General features: G+C 59.5%; 14 protein-coding genes. 7 read left to right on the top strand and 7 right to left on the bottom strand.

What is annotated here, in order from left to right; translation table 11 throughout:
• Positions 1 to 74 precede the first annotated feature (74 nt).
• From KBY93_RS06015 to KBY93_RS06005, 3 genes are all read left to right on the top strand, one after another.
• On the top strand, positions 75 to 797 hold the full coding sequence (locus KBY93_RS06015) for a C39 family peptidase (RefSeq protein ID WP_255093368.1): 723 nt from the start codon (positions 75 to 77) through the stop codon (positions 795 to 797).
• A gap of 3 nt (positions 798 to 800) precedes the next feature.
• A complete protein-coding gene (locus KBY93_RS06010; protein ID WP_255093367.1) occupies positions 801 to 1115 on the top strand; it encodes a hypothetical protein in 315 nt (104 codons plus the stop codon).
• 85 nt (positions 1116 to 1200) lie between these two features.
• On the top strand, positions 1201 to 1554 hold the full coding sequence (locus tag KBY93_RS06005; protein ID WP_255093365.1) for a hypothetical protein: 354 nt from the start codon (positions 1201 to 1203) through the stop codon (positions 1552 to 1554).
• 121 nt (positions 1555 to 1675) lie between these two features.
• Here KBY93_RS06005 and KBY93_RS06000 read toward each other — a convergent pair whose 3' ends face one another.
• Together KBY93_RS06000 and KBY93_RS05995 are read right to left on the bottom strand one after the other, a co-directional pair.
• Positions 1676 to 2041, bottom strand: coding sequence for an XRE family transcriptional regulator (locus tag KBY93_RS06000; protein WP_255093364.1), 366 nt, complete (start codon positions 2039 to 2041; stop codon positions 1676 to 1678).
• Positions 2038 to 2397 (bottom strand): type II toxin-antitoxin system RelE/ParE family toxin, encoded by a 360-nt coding sequence (locus KBY93_RS05995; protein WP_255093362.1) that lies wholly within the window; start codon positions 2395 to 2397, stop codon positions 2038 to 2040. Before KBY93_RS05995 ends, KBY93_RS06000 begins: the two co-directional genes overlap by 4 nt.
• Before the next feature lie 228 nt (positions 2398 to 2625).
• Between KBY93_RS05995 and KBY93_RS05990 the strand changes: the two genes are divergently transcribed.
• Both KBY93_RS05990 and KBY93_RS05985 read left to right on the top strand, forming a co-directional pair.
• Positions 2626 to 2859, top strand: a complete 234-nt coding sequence (locus KBY93_RS05990) for an antitoxin (RefSeq protein ID WP_255093360.1) — start codon at positions 2626 to 2628, stop codon at positions 2857 to 2859.
• Positions 2856 to 3257, top strand: a complete 402-nt coding sequence (locus KBY93_RS05985; RefSeq protein ID WP_255093359.1) for a type II toxin-antitoxin system VapC family toxin — start codon at positions 2856 to 2858, stop codon at positions 3255 to 3257. Before KBY93_RS05990 ends, KBY93_RS05985 begins: the two co-directional genes overlap by 4 nt.
• Positions 3258 to 3307: 50 nt before the next feature.
• Here KBY93_RS05985 and KBY93_RS05980 read toward each other — a convergent pair whose 3' ends face one another.
• Complete coding sequence (locus KBY93_RS05980; RefSeq protein WP_255093357.1) at positions 3308 to 3502, bottom strand: hypothetical protein; 195 nt, start codon at positions 3500 to 3502, stop codon at positions 3308 to 3310.
• A gap of 82 nt (positions 3503 to 3584) precedes the next feature.
• On the opposite strand from KBY93_RS05980, the gene KBY93_RS05975 reads away from it, so the two are divergent.
• Together KBY93_RS05975 and KBY93_RS05970 are read left to right on the top strand one after the other, a co-directional pair.
• Positions 3585 to 3833 (top strand): hypothetical protein, encoded by a 249-nt coding sequence (locus KBY93_RS05975; protein WP_255093356.1) that lies wholly within the window; start codon positions 3585 to 3587, stop codon positions 3831 to 3833.
• A 137-nt stretch (positions 3834 to 3970) separates the two neighbouring features.
• Positions 3971 to 4918 carry an ArdC family protein gene (locus KBY93_RS05970; RefSeq protein ID WP_255093355.1) on the top strand — a complete coding sequence of 316 codons (948 nt, stop codon included), beginning with the start codon at positions 3971 to 3973 and terminating at the stop codon, positions 4916 to 4918.
• 201 nt (positions 4919 to 5119) lie between these two features.
• Here the strand turns inward: KBY93_RS05970 and KBY93_RS05965 are convergent, their stop codons facing one another.
• The 4 genes from KBY93_RS05965 to KBY93_RS05950 all read right to left on the bottom strand — a co-directional run bounded on the left by KBY93_RS05965 (position 5120) and on the right by KBY93_RS05950 (position 15787).
• A complete protein-coding gene (locus tag KBY93_RS05965) occupies positions 5120 to 8329 on the bottom strand; it encodes a DEAD/DEAH box helicase family protein (RefSeq protein WP_255093354.1) in 3210 nt (1069 codons plus the stop codon).
• 89 nt (positions 8330 to 8418) lie between these two features.
• A complete protein-coding gene (locus tag KBY93_RS05960; protein WP_255093353.1) occupies positions 8419 to 11679 on the bottom strand; it encodes a site-specific DNA-methyltransferase in 3261 nt (1086 codons plus the stop codon).
• A 42-nt stretch (positions 11680 to 11721) separates the two neighbouring features.
• Positions 11722 to 14607, bottom strand: coding sequence for an SNF2-related protein (locus KBY93_RS05955; RefSeq protein ID WP_255093352.1), 2886 nt, complete (start codon positions 14605 to 14607; stop codon positions 11722 to 11724).
• 67 nt (positions 14608 to 14674) lie between these two features.
• Complete coding sequence (locus tag KBY93_RS05950) at positions 14675 to 15787, bottom strand: tetratricopeptide repeat protein (RefSeq protein ID WP_255093351.1); 1113 nt, start codon at positions 15785 to 15787, stop codon at positions 14675 to 14677.

Here is a 15787-nt window from a genome sequence, read left to right as displayed (position 1 = left end):
GCGTCAGGCACGTACGTCAAAGCGTACCGCTGCCGCCCCTGGCAATGGGTTGGACCTGAGACCCCCTTGCCGCCATGGCCACGCCGATGACCCCGGAGCGGTTCCAGGACCGCTGGGAAGCGTTCAAGGGCGAACCCCAGCAGGTGTCTGGCATCTGGGGCCTCTACAGCTCGATCGCCGAACTGGAAGGCAGCGGCGACATCCTCGATGAGCAGGCCGCCTGGGCGCTCAAGTTCAGCGAGAAGCCAGCAGCGTCGCCTCCAGCCAGGGGCAATCCGCTGGCGTTGCCGTTCTTCGATCAGACCAACGACGGGCCCGAGGGCTGGCGTCATTGCCAGAGCTCCAGCATCGCCATGAACCTCGCCTTCTTGCAGGTTCCCGGCATCCGCGACGACCTCGACTACCTGCGGGTGGTGGAGCGCTACGGCGACACCACCAGCCAGGCGGCCCACGCCAAGGCCCTGGCCGAGCTGAACGCACCGGGGCGGTTCCTCACCACCTGCACGGTGGAGCGGGCCAAGGCCGAAATCGACAGGGGGTTCGGCCTGGCAATCGGAATCCTGCACAAGGGTCCAGTCTCAGCACCCTCCGGCGGCGGGCATTACATCGCGGTGCGGGGCTACAACAGCAGCGGCTGGCTGGTGCATGACCCCTACGGCGATCTCGATCTGATCCGCGGCACCTGGGCCACAGAAGGCGGCGGGGCCGGCAGAGGTCTGCACTACTCGTTCAAGAACACCAACCCCCGCTGGCTGCCGGAAGGTCCGTCATCGGGCTGGGCCTGGCTGTTCTCGTGAGCCGTGGCAGGCCACGACCCGAGCAGTGTTGGAAGTGGCTCGGGTCAGCGACCAGCCTCTGCGAGGAAGCGCGGTTCGAAACCGCCCTTCGATCGGGAGCGGTTCATCTTCAAGTTGCTGGCGGTTGTGATCATCACCCAGCTCAGCTTGTACACCGTGGCGACTGGGGTCTGCGGAAATGTGGCCTACTCCCAGCGCCAGAAGGTGGTCGAGGTCTGTCCGCGTGTGCTCGATCAGGTGACTGCCGCCTTTGATGCCACTTTGAAACTGCTCATCGCCCTGCTGGGCGGAGCAGCGCTCACAAACGGCGGACGCTGAGGAGGACCTCCTGGTGTGCCGGCCAGCGCGGTGGGATCGCGCATCATCCGCCGGGGCAAGGGCTGCGCGAGGCGCTTCGCGCCCCTTGCCTGATCCGGCGGTGCTGCTGGCGTCCCATCGCTGCGCCACGGCGCCAGGCCCCATGTCCCTCTGGCTCGATTCCCTCTGCCGCGAGGATCCCGTCGCCCTCGTCCACTCCAGCCACCTGGCGCTCACCCGGCTGCTGCGCACCCACAGAGGCAAGCCAATCCGCCGTCTCTGGATCGATCACCCCTATGGCGAGGAAGAAATCACCCTGCTGGAGGAAGAGCTGATCCCCGCGATGGAGCTGTTCCTGGCCCGCATCCAGGAGATCGATGCGGCGCTGGAGGCCGCCCACGAAGCGGAGATCGAGCTGGTCCAGGCCTCCATGGCACCAGAGCCACTGGCTGCGGCCTGAGCTTGCCTGGGGCCTGCCGGTCCTGACGGTTTATGCACGTTTCACGGCAAGCAACAGCTTTGCCAGAAAGGCCTGCGGCCAGGCCCTGAAGGTCTGATCAGCGGGGTCAACCGAACGGGGTCTACGCCGTCATCGCAGCCGCCTTCTTGCCTGAGGCGCGCGTCGATTTGCGCTTGGATGCCAGAGAGGAGAAATTGGCAATCTCGACTGAGCGATCAGGGAACACGGCACGGATTTCGAGGTCACCACCCATGGCCTGAACGAAATTCCGCAGCGTGCTCATCAGCATGTCCGCCCGGTTCTCAATCTTGGAGATCTCCGCCTGTTTGACATTGAGGGCCTGAGCGAGGGTGTCCTGGGTGAGCAAGAAGGCTTTACGGAGCTCAGCCAGGGTCATCTCCTGCCGCAGTTGCTCCTTACGCTCATCGATGCGGGCACGGCGCTCGCTGCTGAAGTCCTTGGTGAGTTCGGAGAAGGGGCGGGTCATCGGTCTGATTGGGATTGGAGACTCAGAAGATGGTCGTCGTAGAGCGCGTCGGCCTTGGGAATCAGCTTCTTGTAGAACCGCTTTTCATCGCCTGTTTTGTTACCTCCGATCAGGAGAACGGCGCTGCGCTGCGGGTCAAAGGCATAGAAAACTCGAAGTGGATCTCCATGGGATTGAATGCGCAGCTCGCGCATATGGCTGTGGCGTGAGCCCTTGATGCCTGAGGAGTAGGGGGAGGGGAGCTTGGGGCCCATCTCCTCGAGCAACTCCACGATGGCGGTCACATCGTCCTGCTCCTGCTCGCTCAGATCGTTCCACCACTCCTCAAAGGCCAGGGTGTGCCCGACATCCCACATGCGTTATTCCGTCCAAGGAATACCATAGGACCCGCCGCGTGCCTGTCAAGGGATCGCCCCATCAAGGCAGGGCAGCATCTGACCGAGCCGTGGACGGACGTGGAGCGGAATTCCTCAGCATGCGCGGCCGCGCAATGGCTTTGGGGGCTGCCCAGCTGGCCTTGTCGCTGTGAGCCCAGCTCCAGCAGTGGTAGCTACCATGGGTCACTACCCGATCAGGGGCATCCGATGGACACCGCACGTCTGTTTCAATCGGGCCGCAGCCAGGCTGTGCGGCTGCCGAAGGAGTACCGCTTCAGCGGCAGTGAGGTGGTGGTGAAGCACTTCGGCAACGGGGTGCTGCTGCTGCCCATTGATGACCCCTGGCAAACCCTGGAGGCGGGGCTGGCCGCCTTCGAACCCGGGTTTGTGATCACGCGCGAGCAACCCGAAGAGCAGATCCGGGAGGCGATCAACCCATGATCCTGCTCGATACCAACATCTGCATCACCATCATCAATGCCAAGCCGCCGGCGGTATTGGAGCGGTTCAAGCACTACCGGCTCGGAGAGATTGGCCTCTGCAGCGTGGTGGCCGCTGAGCTGGCCTTTGGTGTGGCCAAGAGTGGTTCGGCGCGCAACCGCCAGGCCCTGGAGATGTTTCTGGCCCCTCTCACGATTCTGCCTTTTGACGAACGTGCTGCCTGGGCCTATGGCGATGTGCGTGCGGAGCTTGAACGCCGAGGGACACCGATCGGCTCACTCGACACGATGATCGCGGCCCATGCCCTGAGCCTGCAGGCCACGCTGATCACCAACAACACCCGCGAGTTTGCCCAGGTGAGCGGCCTGCATGTTGAAAACTGGGTGCCAACGGCGTAAGGCGTCACGCAGAAGACTCCCCGCCTTTTTTATCCCCGGCAGTGTTTGATTCACCTGGCCTTGCCTATGTGCAGGTAGGTCTCCACTTCCGCCTTGCGGATCACCCGCGACTCGTGGTTGTTGCTGATCTGCACCAGGCCGCCACTGATCCTGGCCGTGACCCGCCAGGGGCCGGCAGGACCTGACGGCCCGGGCTTCTCACCCAAGGCCGAGCCGTTGGCAGAGCCACGGATGGCAGGAGGCATCAGCGGGGCCGCAAGACGTCAATTCCCCTTGCCAGCGCCAACCGTGCCCTGGCAATGGAGCCTGAACACAAGGAGCCAAGCCATGCCCGCCACGATGATCAGCGCCAGATCGATGAAGGCCCCAGCTCAGATCGCCCGGGTTCACGCCAAGCCCCGCACCGGCATCTGGCCCCAGCAGGTGGTCGGCGCACCGGGCGTTGCTTTCTCCGTCGCCATGGCCCCCTCGCGGGGCAGCTTCGATCGGCAGAAGATGACCAAGACCACCGTCTCTCGGCCGTCACGGGTGCGGCGCAGCGGTGGCTGGAGCAGCGGTGATCTGCTGCGGGACTGACCCCCCTGGGGATGGGTCGCGCGGGCTTCCTCATGGTCGCCCCACGGGCAAGGGCTGCGCAAGCGGCTCGGCGACAGGCGCCGTCGCCGCCCTTGCCGTCGCGGGGCACCACTCGGGCGTCCCGCGCTTTGCCGTTCATGGCCGCGTCCCAGTCCCGCTCCCGCAAATCCTTCGATGGCCCCACGGCCGAGGAGAAGATCGTTGCTTCCTTGATCGAGTTGATGGAGGCAGGTTCTGCCCCCTGGCGGCGTCCCTGGGATGGCAGCGGCGGCGGCCACCACGTCAATCTGCTTTCAGGCCATCGCTACCGCGGCGCCAATCCGATCCTGCTCACCCTCGGTCTGCACATCCGGGGTTCGTCCCTGCCGTTCTGGTGCGGCTTTGCCGAGGCCAGAAAGCTTGGCATCTTCCCCAAGAAGGGCAGCAAGGCCGTTCACATCCTGCGGCCCCAGCTGCACAGCCGCGAGGAGCCAGGCGAGGGCGGTGAAGTCACCCTGCGCAGCTGGGCCAGCTACCGGCCGGTGGCGGTCTTCAATGCATCTGATCTCGAGGGAGCAGCACTGGCTGGCCTGATTGAGGCCCGCAAGGCTGCGGAAGGTGTGGAGCCCAAGCCGGAGCCCGAGCGCCTGGAGGCCGCCGAGTCCCTGCTGGGGGCCTGGCCAGTGCCGGTCAGCTTTGGGGGTGATCGCGCCTGCTACCTGCCGGCGATTGATCGGATCCAGCTCCCTGATCGCGCCAGCTTCCACTCACCAGCGGCGTTCTGCGCCACCTGGGCCCATGAAGCCGTCCACTCCACCGGCCATGAATCTCGGCTCAAGCGGGATCTGGGCGGTGTCTTCGGGAAGCCACGCTATGCCCGTGAGGAACTTGTTGCTGAGTTGGGGGCGGTGCTGCTGGGGGATCGGCTAGAGATCGGCAGCGAGATCGAGAGTCATGCCGCCTATCTGGGTCACTGGATCAAATTGCTCAAGGAATCGCCCAAGGTGCTGTTTCAGGTGCTGAGCGAAGCGCGGCAGGCGGTGGAGCTGATCTGTCCGGAGGTTGATGGGGAGGGAGACCCCCATGGCGGGGCTTACCACGGCTAAAGATTCTGCGTTATGCGGGGGGTTTGCATCAACCCTGCCGAAGAAGGAAGCGACTGCCGCAGCGTGATCCAGTCAGCGCTGATGCTGGTCACCACTGATCAGAAGCTGGGTGGATCAGGTCAACGCTGGGAGGGCCTATGGATGCAAGATGTCCAACAAACCAGCCCTCACAGTGCCGAGTTAAAGTAGGTTTTGCATCAATCACTGAGTTGGGCCAGTCATGACCCTAGTCAGCATTGATCCAATGTAGGTGTCCTTGTCTTCTTCTTGGAAGAGTATTTGCTTGCTAAGCATTTGATCTTTGTCCATGTTCCACAGCAACTTCATCGTGGCTGATGCCGTGTTGGAAATAATGAAGGAATGTAGGTGAACTTCCGGATCGCCGAGGCGAGCTTCTGTCTCCTTGATGGATTCGTAGAACTGAATTTTCGGGTCTGCAGGGCCGAGATTGCGGATACCCTTGGGATCCACGAAGATCACGTGCTGCTGATCCTCAACCAGTAACCACAGGATGAAGTCTGGGTAAAAGTTACCCGCCTCAAAGAAACCCACTCCCTTTCCTTTGCTTAGGTTGCGCAGCAAGTACAGTTCCCTGTCTTTGAAGAAATCAGCGTTGGCATCATAAAAGACCTTGAGATCTTCAACAAAATACCGCTCGCCTTTGTTTAACGGCACCGGGCTGATTTCAACGACCTTCGAGTCGAGATACAGCAGAGGTTGGTAGAGATGTTTGCCAAACCAGAGGGCCTTGATGCCCCGAAACTCCCATGGCTTGAGATCTCCCTTGCCAATCGCTTCCTTAAGCTCAGTGAGCTTGGCCACGATCTCCTCCTGGGATTCTTCAATTAGAATGCGGTAATACCCTTCCTCCCCCGCATCTTTGCCACCCAAGAAGTTCGGATCGTCGCCCTCCAAGTAGCGGTATTCCAAATACTTGCCTTCCCAGTCTCGCTTGCTAGAAATGTAGTAGCGCTCTGTGTATTTCTTGAGCAATGCGAGGGCAATTTCCTGCCACAGACGCACCCGTTCGAACGAATCATAGGCCAACTCTTCGGCAGGAATCAGCAGCAGATACCAGGTTTGGTTGGCCAGGAGCCTGGCAATGCCAGCCAGCGTGAGGTTGAGGTTGTACCAACCACGCTCGGCCTTGAAGCGTTCCAGTTCGAAATACAGTTGAGTGAGATTCAGAAAAGCAACATGCTGCGCTGTCAAGTGCGTCTGATTTGGCGAAACTTCAAAATCAAGTCCCTGGATCCCGCTTGACTTCATGGCTTGGATTTTGGGGTACCAGTTCAGGACGACCGGGTTCTTCTGCAGGGAGCAGGTTCTCGGGTCGCTATCAGGATCAGGTGGCGCCACGGTGGGGATAGGCGCCAGCTTGCGAAAGGCATCGCCGAACTCAGTGTTGACGCCGTTGATTGTTTTCTGGAGCCGCACTGTCTTGAGTTTCAAGGTGCCGAGATTTTTGATGACAGGCAGCAGGAATTCGATACGGACCTCATTGGTGGGAAGTCCTTCTTCTTCAAGGAAGTCGCGGAACTGGGCCATGTAATCAGCCTTAATGCCGAAGATGCCAAGGGTTTCCAGTACGGCGATGTGCTTTGGACTCTGCAGGCCATCTGGCAGCTGCGCACGTCCGCTGCGCTTCAGGCTCATTTCGTAGCCCTTGAGGCGTACACCACGGCCGAAGAGCTGGATGATCTGTGCCCCTTCGGTACGACCCACATTCATCAGGCCCATGGTGGAGACCCGCCAACTGGACCAGCCCTCGGTGAACTTCTTTGATCCGATCAGCAGGTTCACGGGGGAGTGAACCTGATTGATCTCGTGGAACAGCGAACCGGCAAACTCGCGGTCACCACAAGCCAGACCGTTCTCCTCGCACAGCTTGACCAACTTGGCATCATCACCCACATTGATCACGCCGAATGGCTCGTTCTCGGCGCCAAGCCGCAGGGCAATCTCGCCCGATGCTCCCTTCAGGTTCTCTACATAGAGCTGGCCACCCCCAGGTGCGTTGAAGAGGATTGCCAGGGTCGCTTCAAAGACTTGCGTGGCAGTGAGGCCGCACGTGTTCAGGTAGGCGAACCGACCCGCAAACAGGTTGGCACCACTGGTGGTGATGAGGCCCTGGTTCAGCACGCGCTCGATGCGCTGGATGCTGACTGGGCGATCAGCAACGAAGCGCGCTAGGAATTGCAGGATCTCCACGATGTCGGAGGCGTCTTGCTTGGCCAAGGTCGCCGTCACGCTGCCACCGACGAAAATCCATAACGGCTTGTCGATCAGGAAGGGCCTGAAGGCGCTCTCTTGCTCACGGTGCAGTCGCTGCTGCTGGAAGAACGAAAGAAGACACGCCGTGAGATAAAGGTCTCGGTGGTTGCGCTGGGTGGTTTCGTCGAGGTTGAGGATCTGGTAATCCTTGCCAAAGCCGTCTCCGTAGAAGTAGCGGTAGGAGTAGTCAAACAGGGTGTTCTTGGCGTAGAGCTCAGTGAGCCCAGGGTTCCCCTTCACCGCCTGGCCAAAGGTGGCGGAGTATTCGAACGAAAAGCCCTTCTCACAAAGGGCGTTGCGATAACGCATCCAGGCACCGTCACCGCCACTGGAGGCGCCCCTGTGGCCTTCGTCAACCAGCACCAGATTGTTGCCCTCAAAGGCATCCACCGCAACGGTCTTGATGCCCATCTCATCTTTCAGACGGGTGACTTCAAGAATTTCGACCGCCTGCCCCGTGAACAACCGGCCTCCATCTTTGTTGAAGATCTCGGCAGAGATACCAGCGGACTCGAATTCGCGTAGGTGCTGCTGCGAAAGGCCTTCGTTGGGTGTGAGAAGGATGATGCGGTTCAACTCGCGGCGGCGCCCGTATTTCTCCAGATACCACTGGAACTGGAGGATGTGGGTGTGCATCACCAGTGTTTTGCCAGCACCTGTGGCCATCCAGAAGGCAAGCTTGTTCAGTTGTGGCCACGCCTCAGCTTCCGCGTCCAGATGTGTGAGCTGGTCAGGTTCGGACTTGTCTTCGTTGTAGGAGGTGATCTGTGTGTTGAGGGCTGCCAGGAGGCCATTGGCATCGCGGAAGTAGTGATCGAGGTAGATCTCGCTGAACAGCAAGGCCAGGTACTGGAAGTACTTCCAGACGATTGGCTCCTCCCCTCGGGTGATGCGACGTTCGTTCAGACGCTGACTGTGGCGGACGATGTTCTGGTCGTACTCCAGGAGAAGCTCGGTGGGGAGCTGCGTGAGGTTGAGCAGCTGAGACGTCAGGGCGTAATGGAAGTGGTGGACGTTGTTCTCATCCAACCCTTCAAGGGCCTCATTGCGGAGCGGCTTGGCTAGGTCATCAAACTGCTTGACGTTGAAAAGCGACAGCAGCCATTGGTTGAGCACCAGCTTGTCAGCGAAGCGCACCTGGGGCTTATTGCTCGGACGACCTCGCCGGGCGGCGGGTGACGCAGTCGCGGTTGTCTCTGGGTTCTTCCTGGGGCGTCCCCGTGGCATCAGGGTCCCTCCGCCTCGAACATCAGCCGGTGGAAGTCCTCTTCGGTCAGCCGCACCTTCCAGAGGTCATCAGCGGTCTTGAGGTTCTCGAGGCTATTGCCGCCGTTGACGTAGATGAGGTCGAACTCGCTGTCCTTGGCCGAGTAGCCCTTCTTGGTGAACCACTCGTCGAGGACGAGGTTGTCCTGCTCAGGCTCACCGGTGAGCTTGCGCCAGATGATGAGCGTCCGGCGGCCGTCGGGTGTGGTGCCAGTAACGGTGCGGAACCAGTACGGGGCTTCAACCTCCTGCTTGAGTCGACCCTTCAGACGCAGGCGATCCTCACCATCGCGCTCGAACGCTGCGCTGAATACTTGCGGGGCAGCGATGGTCTTCACGGTGAGGCCGATCAGCCAGTTGAAGGTCTCGAGCAGATCAACATTCACCTCGCGGCTCTCATCCGACCCCGGGCGTTTGAACTTGAGCTTGTAGGCGGTGGGATCGGTGAAGGCCTGCACGTTGAGCAGCGACTGACTCCCGCGTGTCTCAACGTCGAGCATGTAGCTCAGGATGTACTGCTCCTTCAGCCCGTCCGTAGCCTGGGCTTGGGCGAGGTCGAGAAGGCCTTGCTGTTCCTTGGTGCGGTGGGTTTCCAGATTGTTGAGCGCGTCTTCGTAGGATTCGAGACGGACCACTTTGACGATGCGCGGGCTGCGCTCGGCTTCCTCAGGCGTGGCAAGGCGATTGGGCTTGCCGTCCTTCCACTCCGGTGTGAAGGTGACCTTTTTGATGCGCGGCAGCAGCACAGTGTCGAAGTAGTCGCCCATCTCGACAAGGATCATCTTGCGCTTCCCGCCGTCATCACGGTTCAGGCTGATGACAGCGTGGCCGGTGGTTCCGGACCCTGCGAAGAAGTCGCAAATCAGATCATCCTCGTCTGAACCATGCGAGAACACGTCGCTCAGAAGTCCCACTGCTTTCGGCGAGGGGTATTCAACCTCCGGAATCATTGCCTTGAGCATCTTTACCGCGTTATCAGTTGAGTAACGAGGTTCATTCCAAAAAGACTTTGGCTTCATCCGACGCATGCCGTCTTTATCTAGATAGACCCGGTAGTCGATATTCCATCGGACACCGCCTGCTACTGGTTTCGCTTCCAAGATATTAAGGCATCTTTGAACACGTTCCATTCCCCAGCGCCAACGGCCATCGCTCCCATCAGAGCGCTTTGGGGTAATCTCTACATCTTCAGTACTTTTTCGCTCCAAAGACGCAGTTTTATCTGCCTCATTCCAGAAAATCGGAAAATACATGTTTGGTCGATCTTCGCGCCGATCTCCGCCTCCACGCCGTCTAAGATCACGGAGTTCGTACGAATACCCTGCTTCGTCTTCACGTTCAAACTGAGTGCGTCTATCCTCTGGAAGTGCGAATCCAAACGACTCACCCAAGGGCATCTGAAACATCAAGAGATGTTCATGTGCTGTAGCAATGTGCGCCCTGTCTTGTCGGCCCTTGAGATTGTTGACTATCGTAATATCAGAAACAAAGCCATCCTCTGAGTACACACTATTTATTAACTGACTGGCCCGATTAACTTCGCGGTCATCAAGGCTGCAAAAGAATAGACCGGACTCTCGAAGCAACGTGCGGCTAAGCAAGACCCTGTCGAGCAACATAGATGCCCAGGAAGAGTGCTGATAGTTGTCCTTATATGGGAATCCGTCGCTCCCAGTATTGTACGGCGGATCGATGTAGATGCACTTCACATGCTCTCGATACCGAGCTTTCATCAGTGACAGGGCCTGGAAGTTCTCGCTGTGAAACAGTAGGCCGTCCGTCTGATCGTCGATTTCGCCCGTCGCTTCAATCATCCGCACAGTGAAATCTGCATCAAAGTGCCGTGTATCCACCACCAGCGTTGGATGCGCCTTAAGGAACTCTGACGTGAGCTTGCTGCTGTACCCCGGGGTAGTCAAGTCACCTTTGATCTCATCGATTGCAAAAAGCTCGATCCATTCATCACGCTGGGCTTCGTTGGCTGCGAGCTCTACGTAGAACTCCTCTGGGATTAAACCCAACCTGATACACCACTGCGTGTCGACCACAAACTTCTTCTTCTGCCACAGCTTCTTCTGGAAGTCCTCGAGTTGGGCGAGGAAGGCGATGATCTTTTCGGCGATCTTGCGGATGACCTTGATCTTGGAGAGATATTGCTCGACGCGCGGCACCGTCTCGTTCTCAACGTCGTCTAGGTGCATGACTTCGTTCTTGATGTAGAAGTCAAGCTCACGGCGTAAGAAGGTTCCGAGGTCCTTGTGGATGAAATAGTCGAAGGTGTTGCGTGCCGTGTAGCGGCGCAGATGCGTCTCAATGCGCGTGTAATCGGCCACCTCACCGCTGGCCAAGGCATACGGCTTTCCCAGCTCCGCAATCCACGGCGCGATTGACTCGTCGGCCACGGCCAGCACCTGTTTGGCTGCGAGCGCGCTCAGTTCTTTCTGTGCCGGTGGCTTTTTCTTGCCCCCCCGCTCGTTCTCGGGCCAATCAGCCAGAGTCGCTGGTCGATACTCAAAGCAGATGCTGAGCTCCTTGCCCTGCTCACCGCCCTCTTCGGTGATGAAGTCGCGGCCGCTCTCCCCTCCCGCAGCAAGGACGAACACTCGTCCTTGCCCCTCGGCGGCCTTCACATTGCCGTGCTCGCCCTCGGCGGCATCCGCCAGACGGAAGTGCACACGCATCGGGTTGGCTTCATCGTCCGGTTTCAGCCGGAAGGCGTAGTCGCGCAGGTATTCGCTGGTTTTGATGTAGTACTGATCTCTGTTGGCCCAGTGGAGGGTCACCTCCTCGCCTTCGTAGGGGATGGCGTAGACGCCCTGCTTGTAGACGCGCTTCGCAAGAAAGTCGCCTTCGGAGTAGTAGCGGCGAAAGAAACTGAACAGATGGTCGTAGACCTCGCTCTCCAGCGCTCCCACGTCGACGGCGTCGGTCTTGAGCCTGGCACGCAGGTCTTTGACCTTGGGCAGCGTCTCGGCATCGGCGCCGAGGGCCTGCGCCTGCTCAATGGCCTTCGCAAGCTCCGTCTCAAGCTCTGCCTTGTCGGCTGTTTTGTACTGTCCGAGCGCCACCTGCACCTGAGGCAGCAAGTCCTTGTCGAGGAACTGAGACACCTCGGCGTTCTTGGCGTGCATCACGCGGTAGATGCCGAAATCCAATTCGGGTTTATCGAGCTGGAACAGCTCCAGGAGCAGGGTCTTGAGCTTCTCGTACTTGGGGCTCATATGGGCTCAGCTCGGCTTTTATTCTGGCCTGTCATGGTCGCCCTACACCACCGACCAGCGAATCGTGAACAGGGTCTCATTGGTCGTGCGTTGCACCAGCCGACGCTCCAGTTGATCGATCAGCTGATCCCGTTTCTCCATGATCTCGTCTTCCACCTTGAAGATCTCCTGGCGCTGGCTGCGCTGAAGTCGTTCCAGTTTCTGGGTCTGCTCCTGGATCTGGCGCTGCTCCTCAAGCGTCACCGCCTGCCTCGCTTCACGGCGCAAGGCCTTGAGCTGCTCCTTCGTTGCACTTAGAGCCCGTTCGGCCGAAACCACCATGTCATCGGCCCATTGCTCCAACTTCTCCCGTGCCTCCTTGAAGTATTTGCTGTTCTCCTCCAGGGAGCGATGGATGGTGGCACTGGCATGGCGCTCCGCCTCTGCAGCAAGCCGCGAAGATGAGCCTGCAGGGACCGATCCGAACCCTGTGGTACCTCCACCGCAGAGAAACAACTTCTCCATCGCCTCTTGATCCAGGCTGGCCCCAGCATCGGTGAAGCCTGAGAACAACAACTCTTCCACCTGGTCATAAGCCTCAATTGTCAGCCTGTTCAGCGTGAGATACCCACTCTGGCCCCGTAGGGCCTCCACCACAGAGAGCTTGGTGGGGTGATGGCTGACATCAAAAACCACCTCATCGGATGCAGTCCCCAGGTCTTTTGCCGTTGCCACCACATATTCTCCCAAGGGATGAGACAACCGGTAGAGAAAGCCTTCCTCTGATTCTTGGCTTGAGGCCTCAACTGGCCGATTCTTGGAAATCAAGTGGTATCGCCCCCCGGACAGATCCTGCCGTGGCGGCCGATCGAGATCAAAGGCCAATTCAGCCTCCTGGAAGCGGGCATCATCAGCCAGCATGTAGCGCGTGAGTGACCAAAACCTTTGGCCAACCCGATCAAGCTGGGCTTTTGCGTCAGCCAGTTGCAAACGCAAGCGCTGATGAACATCCTCATCAAAATACTCAAATAGTGCTTTCTGGGTATTGCCTAGGCGAGTCTTAATTTGTTCATCCATCTCGCTCTGAAGTGCGCTGAACGCCGCATCGATCTCTGCCCGTGTACGGCACTCTTGATAGATGGCGAGGATGCGTTGCTCAAAGTCAACGCCTGATTCGATACTCCCAAGTACATCGTCAGAAGCACCAAACACTCCATTAAAGAGGTTGAATTTCTCGGTCAGCAGCTCCAGCACCCGCCGGTCAGCTTCATTACGCTCATTGAGAAAATTAATCACCACCACATCGTGTTTCTGTCCGTAGCGATGACACCGACCGATTCGCTGCTCAACCCGTTGAGGATTCCAGGGGAGGTCATAGTTCACCACCAAGGAGCAGAACTGCAGGTTGATTCCCTCTGAGGCAGCTTCGGTAGCGATCAAAATCGTGCCTTCATCGCGGAAGGCTTCAATCAATGCTGTGCGCATATCAACCGCACGTGAACCAGACACGCGACCTGAACCCGCATTGGCTTTGACCCAGCGTTCATAGATATCGGCAGCCTCCGGCCCTGCATTACTACCGTTGAACAGGGCGACCTGTCCCTGGTAACCATTCGATTCCAGGAATGATTTAAGATAGTCCTGGGTGCGACGCGACTCAGTAAAAATTAGTGCCTTTCGTTCAGCCCCCAGCTTGCCCATCTGCTCAAAGCCAATCTCAAGACCCTTGAGCAAGGTGCGTGACTTGGTATCAACTCCAATGCTGCGAGCCCAGTCAGCAAGACCCCTCAAGGTCTCAATTTCATCCTGAAGTTTCCTTCGATCAATCGTCTCAGCTTCATGCTCTACGGAGGCTTCCGTCTGATCAGGCTCCAGGATTTCATCGAGGAGATCACCCTCCATCTCCTCTGCCTCAAGCAGTTCTTCAATGCAGTCCGGATCACTCGCCACTTTCTCGTCCCGTAGGCTCTCAAGCCGTTTGGTCAAGGTCTCGAGCGTGCCGGCAATGGCTTGTGAGGAGGAGGCCAACAGTTTTCTCAGGATCAAGGTCGTCAGTTGCCGCTGCCGCCTCGGTAACGCATAGCTTTCTTCTCGCTGCAGAAAGCCTGAGATCGCTTGGTATAAGGCATGTTCGTCGTCTGTGGGCCGAAATGGGCGCGTTATCGGTCGTCGCTCCGTGTAGCGGATGTACTCCGTGACCTGCCTGCGCAACGTTCGCCGGCAGAACTGTGAAACCCGTTGGCGCAAGGCCGCCAGGTTGCTGCCCGCCCCGGTGTACTGGGCACGGAAGGCATTCAGATCTCCGAAAAGGCTGTCGTCAATCAATGTGGAAAGCCCGTACAGCTCCACAAGAGAGTTCTGCAACGGCGTCGCGGTGAGGAGCAATTTGCGGCACTCCTCTGTTGCCCATCGAATCCCCTGGCCGACCTTGTTGCTGGGCCGGTAAGCGTTGCGCAGCTTGTGGGCTTCATCAATCACCACCAGATCCCACCCAACCGCCTTGAGATCGTCGCGGTGGCTATTGGCAAAGTGATAGGACATCACCACCACAGCTCCTTGAGCCAATGGATCCTTGCTGTTCTTACGTGCTTCTCGCCAGGCCTTGGAGTCCAGTACCACAGCATTGAGGTTGAACTTCTCCTGCAGCTCCAGCGCCCACTGCTTGCGGATTGAGGCAGGTGTGATCACGAGCAAGCGCCGTCGCCTCTCGGCCCAGTACTGGCAAAGGACAATCCCAGCTTCGATTGTCTTGCCTAGCCCCACCTCATCGGCAAGGATCACACCCTTCGAAAGCGGTGATTGCAACGCAAAGAGTGCCGCCTCAATCTGATGGGGATTGAGATCGACTGCAGCATCAAACAACGACATCGACAAACGATCCAAACCTCCAGCGGCCCGTCTGGTCAGGTCATGGGCGTAATACTTGGCATGGAAGGGAGTCAGTCCCATCAGAGAAGATCAATCCATTGCCGGATCTTCTGTGCCATCGGGGAGCCGGCGTGGATCAGCCAAAGGGTCATGGTCCTACTCCGTCATGGCCAATCATTCTGAGTGCTTCCACGTATTCCGCCTCAATCCCCAGCCCCGAGTCCTCGTTGGGGGTGAGTCGCTTCATACCCACATGGATCAGGCAGGCAAGGGCCAGGTCGCTGTAGCTGCCCGGCAGGCTCTTCAGGGTGCGGCTGGTGCCGGGTTCATTGATCTGCAGTCCGCCCTGGCCCACGGCCGCCACCTCGCTGATCACCGCCATGAACTCGGCCTGGTCCATCGCTTGGAAGCGGCGCAGGGCATCGAGGCAGTAGGTCACCGCGTCCTGCCTCAGACCGTTGGGGCTGCCCTGGCGTAGATCCCGCGCGGCCACCTGCCCCCGCAGCGCCTTGGCCTGCTCACCCAGCTCCCCAAACGGTTGCTGCTCGATCACCCGCAGCAACAGCGCATCGGCCTCGTCGCGGTGCTCGCCTGGATCCAGCTCCAGCAGCGCCTGGGCCAGACACAGGCTGGCCACCAGATCGTTCGGTGCCACCGCCAGGGCCTGCCGGAACCGTTCTGCCCCTGCCGCCAGGGCGCCGGCCGTGGTGAGCAGGCTGCCGAGGGTGCGCAGCGCAAAGGGGTTGTCAGGCTCCAGCTCAATCGCTCTCTCAAGCGCCTGGCGTGCTTCCGCCTGGTCCAGGTCCCGCAGGGCTGCCACCCCTAGGGCCACCTGCCCGTTGGCGAAGGATGGATCCACCGCTACCGACCGCCGCAGCAGCTCGCGGGCCTCCTTCAGCTGGCCCTCATCGCTCGCCACCATGCCCAGGTTGTAGAGGGCATCGCGGTTCTCGGGTTCGGCCTCCAGCAGGGCCACCAGTAACGGCCGGGCCTCGCCGTAGCGGCGCTGCTTCAGCAGCGGCGTGATGGTGCCCATCGCCTCGGCTGCCGGAGAGGCTGTCTCGGTATCTGGGCTCCAGCTCACCTCGATGCGGCCGTTGGCGAACACCACCGCCACCCGGCCGCCCATGGCGCCATAGGCCTGCTGGAAGTAATCGGTCACCGCTCGGTGGAAGGCCTCGCTGCCCGGCTTGCGGCAGTCCTCCGGCAGCAACGACACATCGAAGGTCGTCTCCTCGATCGTGAATGAGGTGGCCTGCAT

The organism is Synechococcus sp. J7-Johnson (genome assembly GCF_024345795.1).
Lineage (GTDB): Bacteria > Cyanobacteriota > Cyanobacteriia > PCC-6307 > Cyanobiaceae > Regnicoccus_A.
Note: the sequence above shows the minus strand (reverse complement) of the source record. Positions and strands in the feature narration are given on the sequence as shown.